The sequence below is a fragment of the Neorhizobium fuzhouense genome, from assembly GCF_042611105.1.
GTDB lineage: Bacteria > Pseudomonadota > Alphaproteobacteria > Rhizobiales > Rhizobiaceae > Neorhizobium > Neorhizobium galegae_A.
Map to the genome: position 1 here is coordinate 3,118 of NZ_JBHFFP010000026.1, position 14,088 is coordinate 17,205.

The window sequence follows — 14,088 nt, forward strand, 5'->3', positions numbered from 1 at the left end:
TTTTCCTGCAGAGCAGGCACCTTGTTGCGCTTGACCTGTGCCTGGCGCGGCTTGCGGATCAGCTGGTTTACGGTAGGCATATACCCATCCCTTGCAAAATCTTGTCTCAAGACCCTTTTGGGGCCCGTGTGGTCGCCGTCTCCGGCCTCGGCACACATATCAACATGCGCAAAACATGGCCCGTTCCGAACTGGAAAGGACCACATAAAGCAGAGGACGCATTCCGATGCGTCATGCGTGCAGCATACCTGTCTTCAACGTGCGTTTGGAACCTTGTTTGAGGCCAAGTCAGGAACGAGTCGATCCAAACGGGCAAGCCTCACATCGCTTCCGATGAGGGGCCGTTTACTGTTTTACCCCTCGCGCGTCAAGGCCGAATCCGGAATTAGCCCCCGCATGCCCCGCATCTGCGGCCTTTCGGCGGCTTTTCTGCTCACGCAGCAGTGCAAAAGCGGCGCTCAAAATCATTAACCACTGGGATTTGCATGGCAAGCCGCTAAGTAAAGTTCCACAGCCGCCGGCTAAACCTTGAGTCGGTTCCACCCCTCCCACCAGGAGACGATGTCGTCATGATCACCGACCCGGACAACGATAACAAGCACGAAGCCCCGATGGTCTTCATCATCATCGGCAAGGGCTATGAGGCCAAGGACAGCGAAGGCATCGAATTGCACATTCTCCTGCGCGCGCCCGATGACGACAGCGCGGTGCGCGAGGCGCTGAACGCGCTGTCCGAAGAAGGCTTCATCGAGGCGGATCTCGACCAGATCGGCATCATGACCGAGGAGCCTGTCGAGGAGCCGCATGCCGCAGCCTATCAGGGTGCGCTTGAAGGCGAGGTCTCGATCATCCGCTTCCAGTAGGCGCCCTCACCCGCCGCACACCCCGAAACCAGACATCAAAAAAGCGCCCGAATCTCTCCAGGCGCTTTTTTTATTTCTTGAACTGTTTGCCGCAACCGAGCGGCAGACAAACATCCGGCGCGAAAAAATCCGCGCCGGATGGATGATGTCATTCGCCCGCCGGAACGTCGGTGGCCGACAGTTCCTGCAGCATCGGCGTTGCGATGCCGGCGCCGGTGCCCTTGCGGCGCTCGTCGAGGATCATCTCGTCGCGCGAGGTCGCAATGCGGCGGATCTGCGTCATGGTCCCGCCGGTACCGGCCGGGATGAGACGGCCGACGATGACGTTTTCCTTCAGGCCCTGCAGCGTGTCGGTCTTGCCGGCGATCGCTGCTTCCGTCAGCACCTTGGTGGTTTCCTGGAAGGAAGCCGCCGAGATGAAGGACGGGGTCTGCAGCGAGGCCTTGGTGATGCCGAGCAGGACAGGTTCGCCGTATGCCGGCTTCTTGCCTTCCTCGATCAGGCGCTCGTTGTTGTCATCCAGTTCGATGCGGTCGACATTGTCGCCGACGATGTACTGGCTGTCACCACTGTCGGTGATCTCGACCTTCTGCAGCATCTGGCGAACGATCACCTCGATGTGCTTGTCGTTGATCACAACGCCCTGCAGACGGTAGACTTCCTGGATTTCGTTCACGAGATACGAAGCCAGAGCCTCGACGCCCTTGATCGCCAGGATGTCGTGCGGTGCCGGGTTACCGTCGAGGATGTAGTCACCCTTTTCGATATAGTCGCCGTCCTGAAGATGGAAGGGTTTGCCCTTCGGGATCAGGTACTCGACCGGCTCGACACCGTCTTCCGCCGGCTCGATCAGCACGCGACGCTTGTTCTTGTAGTCGCGGCCGAGGCGGATCGTACCATCGATTTCAGCGATGATGGCGTGATCCTTCGGACGGCGGGCTTCGAACAGTTCGGCAACGCGCGGCAGACCACCGGTGATGTCCTTGGTCTTGGCGCTTTCCATCGGAACACGCGCAAGAACGTCACCCTGGCTGACCTTGTGACCGGGCTCGACCGACAGGATGGCATCGACCGACAGCATGAAGCGGGCTTCGCCACCACGGGCAAGCTTCAGGATGTTGCCGCTGGCGTCCTTGATGACGATCGCAGGCTTCAGGTCCGTGCCACGCGGGGTCGAACGCCAGTCGATAACCTGACGCTTGGTGATGCCCGTGGATTCGTCGGTCGATTCCGTGACGGAGATCGAGTCGACGACGTCCTCGAAGTGCACGATACCTTCGACTTCCGTCAGCATCGGACGCGTGTAGGGGTCCCACTCGGCCAGACGCTGGCCGCGCTTGACCTTGTCGCCATCGTCCACGAACACCTTCGAACCGTAGGCAACGCGCTGCGAGGAGCGTTCCACGCCGCGCTCGTCCAGGATCGTCACAGCCAGGTTGCGGCCCATGGCAATCAGATTGCCTTCGGAATTGCGCAACAGGTTGCGGTTCTTAATCTGGATCGTACCCTCGTAGGAGGCTTCCAGGAACGACTGGTCGACAACGTTTGCCGTACCGCCCAGGTGGAAGGTACGCATGGTCAGCTGCGTGCCCGGCTCACCGATCGACTGCGCGGCAATGACGCCGACGGCTTCACCCATGTTGACCGGGGTACCACGGGCAAGGTCGCGACCGTAGCAGACCGAGCAGACGCCCGTCTGGACTTCGCAGGTCAGAGCCGAACGGATGCGGATCGACTGGATACCAGCCTTTTCGATCTCGATGACATCGGGCTCGAGGATCATCTTGCCGGCATCAACGATACGCTCGCCAGTGACCGGATGATCGATGTCATCCAGCGCCGTACGACCGAGAACACGCGCGCCGATGGAGGCAACGACCTGACCGGCATCGACGATGGCGGTCATGGTGAGGCCCTTGTCGGTGCCGCAATCCACGAGGTTGACGATGCAATCCTGCGCGACGTCGACAAGACGACGGGTGAGGTAACCCGAGTTCGCGGTCTTCAGGGCGGTGTCTGCGAGACCCTTACGGGCACCGTGCGTCGAGTTGAAGTACTCGTTCACGGTCAGGCCTTCCTTGAAGTTCGAGATGATCGGCGTCTCGATGATTTCACCCGACGGCTTTGCCATCAGGCCGCGCATGCCGCCCAGCTGACGCATCTGGTTCGGAGAACCGCGGGCGCCGGAGTGGGACATCATGTAGATCGCGTTCATCGGCTTCTGGCGACCGGTTTCCGGATCGAACTCGACGGCCTTGATGCGGGCCATCATGTCTTCGGCAACCTTTTCGGTCGCCTTGCCCCAGGCATCGACGACCTTGTTGTACTTTTCGCCCTGAGTGATCAGGCCGTCATTGTACTGCTGCTCGTATTCCTTGACGAGCGTTTCGGTGTCGCCAACGATCTTCGCCTTGGTTTCCGGGATGATCATGTCGTCCTTGCCGAACGAAATGCCGGCGCGGCAGGCATGCGTGAAGCCGAGCTGCATGATCCGGTCGCAGAAAATGACCGTGTCCTTCTGGCCGCAGTGACGGTAGACCGTGTCGATCATCTTGGAGATGTTCTTCTTGGTCATTTCCTGGTTGCAGATGTCGAAGGGAACCTTGCCGTTCTTCGGCAGGAGTTCGCCCATGATCATGCGGCCAGGCGTCGTTTCGAAGATCTTCGTGTAGGGCTTGCCCTCTTCGTCGATCGACTTGAAACGGCCACGAATCTTGGCGTGCAGGGTGACGACCTTGTTTTCCAGCGCATGGTGCAATTCGCCCATGTCGGAGAAAACCATGCCTTCGCCCGGCTCGTTCTGGTTCATGATCGACAGGTAGTAGAGGCCGAGAACCATGTCCTGCGACGGAACGATGATCGGCGCGCCGTTTGCCGGGTGCAGGATGTTGTTCGTGGACATCATCAGCACGCGGGCTTCGAGCTGGGCTTCGAGCGACAGCGGCACGTGAACGGCCATCTGGTCACCGTCGAAGTCGGCGTTAAAGGCCGTGCAGACGAGCGGATGCAGCTGGATGGCCTTGCCTTCGACCAGCGTGGGTTCGAAGGCCTGGATGCCCAGGCGGTGCAGCGTCGGTGCGCGGTTCAAGAGAACCGGATGCTCGCGGATGACCTCGTCGAGGATATCCCAGACTTCCGGCTTTTCCTTTTCAACCAGCTTCTTGGCCTGCTTGACGGTCGAGGAGTAACCCTTGGCGTCGAGGCGGGCGTAGATGAACGGCTTGAACAGTTCGAGCGCCATCTTCTTCGGCAGGCCGCACTGGTGCAGCTTCAGTTCCGGACCCGTCACGATGACCGAGCGGCCGGAATAGTCGACGCGCTTGCCGAGAAGGTTCTGGCGGAAGCGGCCCTGCTTGCCCTTCAGCATGTCGGACAGCGACTTCAGCGGACGCTTGTTGGCGCCAGTGATGACGCGGCCACGGCGGCCGTTGTCGAACAGCGCGTCCACAGATTCCTGCAGCATGCGCTTTTCGTTGCGGATGATGATGCCGGGAGCGCGCAGTTCGATCAGGCGCTTCAGACGGTTGTTACGGTTGATGACGCGACGATAGAGGTCGTTGAGGTCGGACGTCGCAAAACGGCCGCCGTCCAGCGGAACCAGCGGACGCAGGTCCGGCGGAATCACGGGAACGACCTTCATGATCATCCATTCCGGCTTGTTGCCGGATTCGATGAAGTTCTCGACGATCTTCAGACGCTTCATCAGCTTCTTCTGCTTCAGATCCGACGTCGTGTCGGCCAGATCCGAGCGCAGGTCGCCTGCGAGCTTCTCAAGGTTCATCGATGCCAGCATCTCGAAGATGGCTTCGGCGCCGATCATTGCGGTGAACTGGTCTTCGCCGTACTCGTCGATCGCCAGCATGTAGTCCTCTTCGGACAGAAGCTGGTTTTCCTTGAGCGCGGTGAGGCCCGGTTCCGTCACGATGTAGTTTTCGAAGTAGAGCACGCGCTCCACATCCTTCAGCGTCATGTCGAGCAGCGTCGAGATGCGCGAAGGAAGCGACTTCAGGAACCAGATATGGGCAACGGGGGCTGCAAGCTCGATATGGCCCATGCGCTCACGGCGAACGCGCGACAGCGTCACTTCCACGCCGCACTTTTCGCAGATGATGCCCTTGTACTTCATGCGCTTGTACTTGCCGCACAAGCATTCATAGTCCTTGATCGGTCCAAAGATGCGCGCGCAGAACAGGCCGTCGCGTTCCGGCTTGAACGTGCGGTAGTTGATGGTCTCCGGCTTTTTGATTTCGCCGTAGGACCAGGAGAGAATCTTCTCAGGCGATGCAATCGAAATCCGGATGGAATCGAAGTGCTGCGCAGGCACCTGCGGGTTGAAAAGATTCATGACCTCTTGGTTCATGCCTATCTCCTTATGGGGCTCTCGCCCTCGCTTGCGAGCGTCATCGGTCCGTTTGACCCGGGAGGACCGATCCGCTGCTTAAAACGGTCATAGCCGCGAAATGCGGCGAAATTCCCCTGCCCTGCAATCGGAGCCGCAGGTGGGGACGGCGCGCGCTCATGAAAGCGCGCGCCCTTTTCCGATTTATTCTGCCGCGTCGGGCAGCTGGCCAGATCCGTCGGCCGCGTCGAGCTTGGAATTCTCCAGCTCGACAGAGAGGCCGAGCGAGCGCATTTCCTTGACGAGAACGTTGAAGCTCTCGGGGATGCCCGCTTCGAACGTGTCGTCGCCGCGCACGATCGCCTCGTAGACCTTGGTACGGCCGGCCACGTCGTCCGACTTCACCGTCAGCATTTCCTGCAGGGTGTAGGCAGCGCCGTAAGCTTCCAGAGCCCAGACTTCCATTTCCCCGAAGCGCTGACCGCCGAACTGTGCCTTGCCGCCGAGCGGCTGCTGGGTGACGAGCGAGTACGGACCGATGGAGCGTGCGTGGATCTTGTCATCGACCAAGTGGTTGAGCTTGATCATGTACATGTAGCCCACGGTGACCTTGCGGTCGAACGCTTCGCCGGTACGGCCATCATAGAGAACCGACTGGCCGGACGAATGCAGGCCTGCCTTTTCGAGCATGGCCGAGACGTCTTCCTCATGCGCACCATCAAAGACCGGCGTGGCGATCGAAACGCCGCGCTTGGCTTCTTCAGCCAGACGCACGAGCGACTCGTCGTCAAAACGCTTCACCTCGTCATGCGATTCCGACGCATAGATCTCGGTCAGTTCGGTGCGCAGCTCGCTGATGTCCATCGTCTTGCGATAGTCTTCGAGCATCTGGCCGATCTTCTTGCCCATGCCGGCGCAAGCCCAGGCCAGATGGGTTTCGAGGATCTGACCGACGTTCATGCGCGAAGGCACGCCGAGCGGGTTGAGGCAGATGTCCACATGCGTGCCATCTTCCAGGAACGGCATGTCTTCGACAGGAACGATGCGCGACACAACGCCCTTGTTGCCGTGACGGCCGGCCATCTTGTCGCCCGGCTGGATCTTGCGCTTCACAGCGACAAAGACCTTGACCATCTTCATGACGCCCGGAGGCATTTCGTCGCCGCGCTGGACCTTCTCGACCTTATCCATGAAGCGCTGTTCAAGGCGCGACTTGGATTCGTCGTACTGGCCACGCAGGGCTTCGATCTCGCCCTGGACCTTTTCGTCCTCGACGGCAAACATCCACCACTGCGAACGCGGATATTCGGAAACGACCGCGTTGGACAGCTCGACGCCCTTCTTGAAGCCCTTCGGACCGGCAACCGAAACCTGGCCTCGCAGCATGTCGACCAGACGACCGTAGACGTTGCGGTCAAGAATTGCCTGTTCGTCGTCACGGTCCTTGGCAAGACGCTCGATTTCCTCGCGCTCGATGGCCATCGCGCGCTCGTCCTTTTCCACCCCGTGGCGGTTGAAGACGCGCACTTCGACGATCGTGCCGAAGGTGCCGGGCGGCATGCGCATGGACGTGTCACGCACGTCGGATGCCTTTTCACCGAAGATGGCGCGCAGAAGCTTTTCTTCCGGCGTCATCGGGCTTTCGCCCTTCGGCGTGATCTTGCCGACGAGGATGTCGCCGGGGGCCACTTCCGCACCGATGTAGACGATACCGGCTTCGTCGAGGTTCTTCAGCGCTTCTTCCGACACGTTCGGAATGTCGCGCGTGATTTCTTCCGGACCAAGCTTGGTGTCACGGGCCATCACTTCGAATTCCTCGATGTGGATGGAGGTGAACACGTCGTCGGAGACGATGCGTTCCGACATCAGGATCGAGTCTTCGTAGTTGTAGCCGTTCCACGGCATGAACGCGACGAGCGCATTGCGGCCGAGAGCCAGGTCGCCGAGGTCGGTCGAGGGACCGTCCGCGATGATGTCGCCCTTGTTCAGGATGTCACCGACAGCCACCAGCGGACGCTGGTTGATGCAGGTGTTCTGGTTGGAACGCTGGAACTTCTGCAGGCGGTAGATATCGACGCCGGACTTGCCGGCATCCAGATCTTCCGTGGCGCGGATAACGATACGCGTCGCGTCGACCTGGTCGACCACGCCGCCACGACGGGCAGCGATGGCAGCACCGGAGTCACGGGCGACGACCGGTTCCATGCCCGTGCCGACGAACGGCGCTTCGGCGCGCACCAGCGGCACGGCCTGACGCTGCATGTTCGAGCCCATGAGAGCGCGGTTGGCGTCGTCGTTTTCCAGGAACGGGATCAGAGCGGCGGCAACAGAGACCAGCTGCTTCGGCGAAACGTCCATCAGGTTGATGGTGTCGCGCGGCGACAGCATGACTTCGCCGGCATGACGGCAAACGACGAACTCTTCGACGAACGAACCGTTCTTGTCGAGTTCGGCATTGGCCTGCGCCACGTAGTATTTTGCCTCTTCCATGGCGGAGAGGTAAATCACTTCCTTGGTGACGACGCCGTCGATGATCTTGCGGTACGGGCTTTCGATGAAGCCGTACTTGTTGACGCGGGCAAAGGTGGCCAGCGAGTTGATCAGACCGATGTTCGGGCCTTCCGGCGTTTCGATCGGGCAGATACGGCCGTAGTGGGTCGGGTGAACGTCGCGGACTTCAAAGCCTGCGCGCTCGCGGGTCAGACCGCCCGGTCCAAGAGCCGAGAGGCGGCGCTTGTGGGTGATTTCCGACAGCGGGTTCACCTGGTCCATGAACTGCGACAGCTGCGAGGAGCCGAAGAATTCGCGAACGGCAGCGGCGGCCGGCTTGGCGTTGATCAGGTCCTGCGGCATGACGGTGTCGATCTCGATCGACGACATGCGTTCCTTGATGGCGCGTTCCATGCGCAGAAGACCCAGGCGATACTGGTTCTCCATCAATTCACCAACCGAGCGAACACGGCGGTTGCCGAGGTTGTCGATGTCGTCGATTTCGCCCTTGCCGTCGCGCAGTTCGACCAGCATCTTGACCACGGCCAGGATGTCGTCCTTGCGGAGCGTCCGCACGGTGTCGGCCACGTCGAGGTCGAGGCGCATGTTCATCTTGACGCGGCCAACAGCCGACAGATCATAGCGTTCGCTGTCGAAGAACAGCGAATTGAACATGGCTTCGGCCGATTCCATGGTCGGCGGTTCACCCGGACGCATCACGCGATAGATGTCGAACAGAGCGTCCTGACGGTTCTCGTTCTTGTCCACAGACAGCGTGTTGCGGATATAGGCGCCGACATTGATGTGGTCGATGCCCAGGATCGGGATCTCGTCGAAGCCGACTTCAAGAATCTTCGGCAGATTCTTCTCGTCGATTTCCTCGCCGGCTTCCATGTAGATTTCGCCGGTCTCCATGTTGACCAGATCTTCGGCGAGGAAGTTGCCGTAGAGGTCTTCGTTGGAGGCCTTCAGGGCCTTCAGGCCCTTGTCGACGAGCTGGCGCAGCAGGCGCGGGGTCAGCTTCTTGCCGGATTCGACAACCACTTCGCCGGTATCGGCATCCACCATTTCCGACAGCGTCTTGGCGCCCTTCAGCGTATCGGGCTGGAACGGAACGCGCCAGCCATTGCCGTCGCGCACGTAGACAGCCTTCGAATAGAAGGTCGACAGGATTTCTTCGCCGTCCATGCCAAGCGCCATCAGCAGCGAAGTGGCCGGGATCTTGCGGCGACGGTCGATACGCGCATAGACGATGTCCTTGGCGTCGAATTCGATATCGAGCCAGGAACCGCGATAGGGGATGACGCGGGCAGCAAACAGAAGCTTGCCCGAGGAATGGCTCTTGCCCTTGTCATGGTCGAAGAAGACGCCCGGGGACCGGTGCATCTGCGAGACGATAACGCGCTCGGTGCCGTTGACGATGAACGTGCCATTGTCGGTCATGAGCGGCATGTCGCCCATGTAGACGGACTGTTCCTTGATGTCCTTGATGGACTTCGCGCCCGTATCCTCGTCGATATCGAACACGATGAGGCGCAGCGTCACCTTCAGCGGCGCAGCGTAGGTCAGATCGCGCTGACGGCATTCCTCGACGTCGAACTTCGGCGGCTCGAATTCGTAGGACACGAATTCCAGCATCGAAGCGCCGGAGAAATCCGTGATCGGGAACACGGAACGGAAAACGGCGTTAAGCCCCTCATCGGGGCGACCGCCGGCGGGTTCTTCGACCATGAGGAACTGGTCGTAAGATGCCTTCTGAACCTCGATGAGGTTCGGCATTTCTGTGACTTCTGGAATTTTGCCGAAAAACTTGCGTACGCGCCTACGACCATTGAACGAAAGGGTCTGAGCCATCGTCGCTCCTTCAAAAATTGCATCCGGGCCTGCAACGGACGGTGTGCGATGGCCAGTCGACCCCGTCGATCATGAGTTGTTCAATCTCGTTTCCGCTCTCGAAGCACCGGCCGGATTGCCGTCTGCGTCGAGGAGAAACCATCCTCTTGAAGAACCCATTACCCAAAAGCCGTTTCACGGGCTTTTGGGTAATCAGTTCCGGTGAAATGGACAACGGGAGAGGGCTGACAAGCCCTCCCCCATCGCATTTCGATATTACTTGACGTCGACCTTGGCGCCGGCGTCTTCGAGCTTCTTCTTGAGGTCAGCAGCTTCAGCCTTGGAAACAGCTTCCTTGACAGCCTTCGGAGCGCCTTCGACGAGGTCCTTGGCTTCCTTGAGGCCGAGACCGGTGATGGCGCGGACTTCCTTGATGACGTTGATCTTGTTGGCGCCAGCGTCAACCAGGATCACGTCGAATTCGGTCTTTTCTTCTTCGACCGGTGCAGCAGCAGCGCCGCCAGCAGCAGCAACGGCTACCGGTGCAGCAGCCGAAACGCCCCACTTTTCTTCGAGCAGCTTGGAAAGCTCAGCAGCTTCCAGAACCGTCAGAGCGGAGAGGTCTTCAACGATCTTTGCGAGATCAGCCATTTTACAACTTCCTTAATAGATGTTCGGTTCGAAACGAACGGGTTAGGGTATGAACAGCGAAAAACCGCCTTACGCGGCTTCGTCCTTCTTTGCATAGGCCGCAAACACGCGGGCAAGCTGAGCTGCCGGTGCTGCCACAACGCCTGCGATGCGGGTTGCCGGGGTCTGAATCATGCCCAGCAGCTTTGCACGCAGTTCGTCCAGCGAAGGCAGGGTCGCAAGCGACTTGACTGCATCGGCGGACAACGTGGTTGTTCCCATGGCACCGCCCAGAACGACGATCTTGTCGTTGGTCTTGGCGAAATCCATGACGACCTTCGGAGCCACAATCGGATCATTGCTGAATGCAATCAGCGTCTGACCCTTGAAGAGATCGGTGATCCCTTCGGCTTCCGTGCCCTGAAGAGCGATCTTGGCCAGGCGGTTCTTCGCGACTTTGACGGTGCCGCCAGCAGCGCGCATTTTCGAACGGAAGTCGTTCATCTGCGCAACTGTGACACCAGCATAGTGGGCCACGACAACCGAACCGGAAGCCTTGAAGACTTCGTTCAGCTCCGTGACGAATTCGCGTTTTTCCGCTCTTTCCACTGTCTGTCTCCAGTTGATGGGACCGCAATCCTGCAGGCCCCACCGGGTTTGCCTTTGCCTCAAGGGATCCCTGTTACAGATCCCAAGCGACGCTTGAGGATCCTGTCCCCTCCGGGTGGACCAAAAATCCAACCGCAAGGCGAATAAGGCTCGAACCGAACTTCAAGACGTCATCAGACGTTTAAATACCGGATCTTACCCGTCTCATGCAGGCGACTATTAAGGCCGTGAGGCCGCCCGCAATCTCGGACAGGAGTGCCTGGTTTTGACACCGGGCATTTCCGGCCCCGAAAGGCCGGAAACTGTTCGGAGCAGAGGCAGATGCCCTGCTCAATTGAAAATCAGGCCGTTACCGTCGAAGGCTCGACGCGCACGCCCGGACCCATGGTCGAGGACAGCGCGACGCGCTTCAGGTAGTTGCCCTTGGCACCGGCCGGCTTCGCCTTGATGACGGCGTCGGCGAATGCCTTGATGTTTTCTTCCAGAGCCTTGGCGTCGAAGGAAGCCTTGCCGATACCGGCATGGATGATACCAGCCTTCTCGACGCGGAACTCGACTGCGCCGCCCTTGGAAGCCTTGACGGCACCGGCGACGTCCATGGTCACGGTACCGACCTTCGGGTTCGGCATCATGCCACGCGGACCGAGAACCTTACCAAGACGACCGACGAGCGGCATCATGTCTGGGGTCGCGATGCAGCGATCGAAGTCGATCTTGCCGCCCTGGACGATTTCCAAAAGGTCTTCGGCGCCAACGATGTCTGCACCGGCAGCCTTGGCTTCATCAGCCTTGGCGCCACGGGCGAAGACGGCGACGCGAACGTCACGGCCGGTGCCGTTCGGCAGGTTGACCACGCCGCGAACCATCTGGTCTGCGTGACGCGGATCGACGCCGAGGTTCATGGCGATTTCGACGGTTTCGTCGAACTTGGCCGTTGCACGGTCCTTGACCAGTGCGATTGCATCGGAAAGAGCAATCAGCTTGGTGGGATCGATGCCTTCACGGCCCTTCTGAATACGCTTTGCAAGCTTTGCCATGATCAAGCCACCACTTCCAGGCCCATGGAGCGGGCAGAGCCCTCAACCATCAGCATTGCGCCTTCGATGTCGGCAGCATTGAGATCCTTCATCTTGGCTTCGGCGATCGTGCGCACCTGAGCCTTGGTGATGGAGCCGGCCTTGCCGCCCTTGCCGGGGGTCTTGGAACCGGACGTGATCTTCGCTTCCTTCTTCAGCCAGTAGGTAACCGGCGGCTGCTTCATCGCAAACGTGAAGGACTTGTCCTGGTAATAGGTGATGACGACCGGGATCGGCATACCCTTTTCCATTTCCTGCGTGGCGGCGTTGAACGCCTTGCAGAATTCCATGATGTTGATGCCGCGCTGACCAAGGGCCGGGCCGATCGGCGGGGACGGGTTGGCCGATCCTGCCTTGACCTGGAGCTTGAGCTGGCCTGCTACTTTTTTAGCCATTTCTCTGCCTTTCAGTGAGAACCGGTTGCCCGGTCCAGATATGCCGGACGATGCCGGCGGCTGCGGTTGCGTGGTGCGTCTGGTCGGTCCGGCTTAAAAGACCGTCATCCTCCCACGCGGGGTCGGGAAGTCACCTTCCCGTGTCGCCTCAGACCTTCTCGACCTGAGCGTATTCCAGTTCGACCGGCGTTGCGCGACCGAAGATCGACACTTCCACCTTGAGGCGCGAACGCTCCTCGTCGACATCCTGAACAATGCCGTTGAACGAAGCGAACGGCCCGTCGGACACGCGGACCTGCTCGCCGATCTCGAACGAGATCGAGGACTTCGGCCGCTCGACACCTTCCTGGACCTGGCCCAGGATGCGGTCGGCTTCGAAATCCGGGATCGGAACCGGCTTGTTGTCGGATCCGAGGAACCCGGTCACCTTCGGCGTATTCTTGATGAGGTGATAGGCCTCATCCGTCAGGTTGGCGCGCACCAGCACGTAGCCCGGGAAAAACTTGCGCTCGGCATCGACCTTGCGGCCGCGGCGAACTTCGACAACCTTCTCCGTCGGCACCAGGATCTTTTCGAACAGATGCTCAAGCCCCTTCTGGCGAGCCTTATGTTCGATATCCTCGGCAACCTTCTTCTCGAAATTCGAATATGCGTGGACGATGTACCAACGTGCCGCCATCTTCATCTCCACAAATTTAAGCGCTGATGCTCAGCACGAGCCGGATGATCCAGCCGATCAGCTGGTCCGCCGCAAAAAAGAACAGCGCGGCAAAAACCACCATCACAAGCACCATGGCCGTGGAGATCATCGTCTCACGACGGGAAGGCCAGGTAACTTTTGCCGTTTCAGCGCGAACCTGCTGCAGAAACGCGAATGGATTCGTTTTGGATGCCATGACTGCCCACGCAATTACGGCGCGCAAGCTGAACTGCTTCAGCCCCACGCACCGCGTGTCTGTTTGTACCCTACATAAACACAGCTCTCCCCTTTCACAAGGGCAAAAACGGCATCCATGCAATTTGCCGATATGGGCCGGCCTGCCCTCCTGCGACGCGCCAATGAATGTTCATGTCGCGCGCCTGGAAAAGTGGCAGGGGCAGCCGGGCTTGAACCGACGACCTGCGGTTTTGGAGACCGCCGCTCTACCAACTGAGCTATACCCCTATTCGTCGCAAGAGAACTCGCCGATGCCGGCCGCCCCTTTCGAAGACATGGCGCTCTTTAAGATGGGACTGTCGGCTTGGCAAGGGGCTTTGTTAAATTTGCTGCACTTTCTGTACAGCTGGAATGTGGTGTTCAACGGCTTCGGGCAGCTGCTACGGGCGCTCCGGAGCATTCACGGTTGAGACCGGCTCCCGGCGCATTCTCGAAGCGGCACAAGCCATGTGGCGCGGTGCCAAAGACCTTGTCGAGATCCTTGTAACCGACGCAGCGACCGTCCGGCCCGCGGTAACCGGGTCCGCCCTTGCACCCGCATCCGCGGCAGGCAGGCGGCTCCGGACACGCCGCCTCAGCGTCCGGCGCAACCGCAACACTCAGGCTGGCGAGAATCAGCGCGCAGGCGATTTTTGCGATTCGCTCCTGCCAGACTTTCATCATCCGTGCCGCCCTCATCGAATCATTCTTCGGCAGACATACAAAAAGAGCCCCGCCGTTGCCGGCGAGGCTCCTCTTCATCCCTTGCGGGAGAAAATTACTCGATGATCGAGGCGACGATGCCGGCGCCGACGGTGCGGCCGCCTTCGCGGATTGCGAAGCGCAGCTTTTCTTCCATAGCGATCGGAACGATCAGTTCAACGGCAACCGTGACGTTGTCGCCCGGCATAACCATTTCCGTGCCTTCCGGAAGCGA

The 14,088-nt window shown here is 59.7% G+C and carries 10 protein-coding genes, 1 tRNA gene and 1 pseudogene; 1 reads left to right on the forward strand and 11 read right to left on the reverse strand.

All coding sequences use genetic code 11. The features are described from left to right. Positions 1–80: pseudogene (locus tag ACEXP3_RS24255) on the reverse strand (30S ribosomal protein S12); the annotation flags it as partial. Positions 81–569: 489 nt separating this feature from the next. Here ACEXP3_RS24255 and ACEXP3_RS24260 point away from each other — a divergent pair. Beyond that, complete coding sequence (locus tag ACEXP3_RS24260; RefSeq protein ID WP_210102778.1) at positions 570–863, forward strand: transcriptional regulator; 294 nt, start codon at positions 570–572, stop codon at positions 861–863. A gap of 148 nt (positions 864–1,011) precedes the next feature. Here ACEXP3_RS24260 and rpoC read toward each other — a convergent pair whose 3' ends face one another. From rpoC to ACEXP3_RS24310, 10 genes are all read right to left on the reverse strand, one after another. After that, positions 1,012–5,223 (reverse strand): DNA-directed RNA polymerase subunit beta', encoded by a 4,212-nt coding sequence (gene rpoC / locus ACEXP3_RS24265; RefSeq protein ID WP_377299752.1) that lies wholly within the window; start codon positions 5,221–5,223, stop codon positions 1,012–1,014. Between the two features lie 183 nt (positions 5,224–5,406). Beyond that, entirely contained in the window at positions 5,407–9,546 is a 4,140-nt protein-coding gene (gene rpoB, locus ACEXP3_RS24270) for a DNA-directed RNA polymerase subunit beta (RefSeq protein WP_377299753.1), read from the reverse strand. Between the two features lie 255 nt (positions 9,547–9,801). Next, complete coding sequence (gene rplL / locus ACEXP3_RS24275) at positions 9,802–10,176, reverse strand: 50S ribosomal protein L7/L12 (protein ID WP_210102781.1); 375 nt, start codon at positions 10,174–10,176, stop codon at positions 9,802–9,804. A 69-nt stretch (positions 10,177–10,245) separates the two neighbouring features. Beyond that, positions 10,246–10,764 carry a 50S ribosomal protein L10 gene (gene rplJ / locus ACEXP3_RS24280; RefSeq protein WP_006728784.1) on the reverse strand — a complete coding sequence of 173 codons (519 nt, stop codon included), beginning with the start codon at positions 10,762–10,764 and terminating at the stop codon, positions 10,246–10,248. A gap of 341 nt (positions 10,765–11,105) precedes the next feature. Beyond that, positions 11,106–11,801 carry a 50S ribosomal protein L1 gene (gene rplA, locus ACEXP3_RS24285; protein WP_210102782.1) on the reverse strand — a complete coding sequence of 232 codons (696 nt, stop codon included), beginning with the start codon at positions 11,799–11,801 and terminating at the stop codon, positions 11,106–11,108. A 2-nt stretch (positions 11,802–11,803) separates the two neighbouring features. Beyond that, positions 11,804–12,235 (reverse strand): 50S ribosomal protein L11, encoded by a 432-nt coding sequence (gene rplK / locus ACEXP3_RS24290; RefSeq protein WP_210102783.1) that lies wholly within the window; start codon positions 12,233–12,235, stop codon positions 11,804–11,806. A gap of 148 nt (positions 12,236–12,383) precedes the next feature. Beyond that, a complete protein-coding gene (gene nusG, locus ACEXP3_RS24295) occupies positions 12,384–12,914 on the reverse strand; it encodes a transcription termination/antitermination protein NusG (protein WP_210102784.1) in 531 nt (176 codons plus the stop codon). Between the two features lie 16 nt (positions 12,915–12,930). After that, positions 12,931–13,131 carry a preprotein translocase subunit SecE gene (gene secE, locus ACEXP3_RS24300; protein WP_377299754.1) on the reverse strand — a complete coding sequence of 67 codons (201 nt, stop codon included), beginning with the start codon at positions 13,129–13,131 and terminating at the stop codon, positions 12,931–12,933. A gap of 193 nt (positions 13,132–13,324) precedes the next feature. Beyond that, positions 13,325–13,400: transfer RNA gene (locus ACEXP3_RS24305), tRNA-Trp, on the reverse strand. 529 nt (positions 13,401–13,929) lie between these two features. After that, positions 13,930–14,088: EF-Tu C-terminal domain-related protein (locus ACEXP3_RS24310; RefSeq protein WP_508436202.1), on the reverse strand; the 159-nt coding region annotated here is incomplete at its 5' end.

Bases quoted from the DNA above. Each gene is read 5' to 3' on its own strand.
- ACEXP3_RS24260 (WP_210102778.1), top strand. From the start codon at position 570: ATGATCACCGACCCGGACAACGATAACAAGCACGAAGCCCCGATGGTC.
- rpoC (WP_377299752.1), bottom strand. From the start codon at position 5,223: ATGAACCAAGAGGTCATGAATCTTTTCAACCCGCAGGTGCCTGCGCAG.
- rpoB (WP_377299753.1), bottom strand. From the start codon at position 9,546: ATGGCTCAGACCCTTTCGTTCAATGGTCGTAGGCGCGTACGCAAGTTT.
- rplL (WP_210102781.1), bottom strand. From the start codon at position 10,176: ATGGCTGATCTCGCAAAGATCGTTGAAGACCTCTCCGCTCTGACGGTT.
- rplA (WP_210102782.1), bottom strand. From the start codon at position 11,801: ATGGCAAAGCTTGCAAAGCGTATTCAGAAGGGCCGTGAAGGCATCGAT.
- rplK (WP_210102783.1), bottom strand. From the start codon at position 12,235: ATGGCTAAAAAAGTAGCAGGCCAGCTCAAGCTCCAGGTCAAGGCAGGA.
- nusG (WP_210102784.1), bottom strand. From the start codon at position 12,914: ATGGCGGCACGTTGGTACATCGTCCACGCATATTCGAATTTCGAGAAG.
- secE (WP_377299754.1), bottom strand. From the start codon at position 13,131: ATGGCATCCAAAACGAATCCATTCGCGTTTCTGCAGCAGGTTCGCGCT.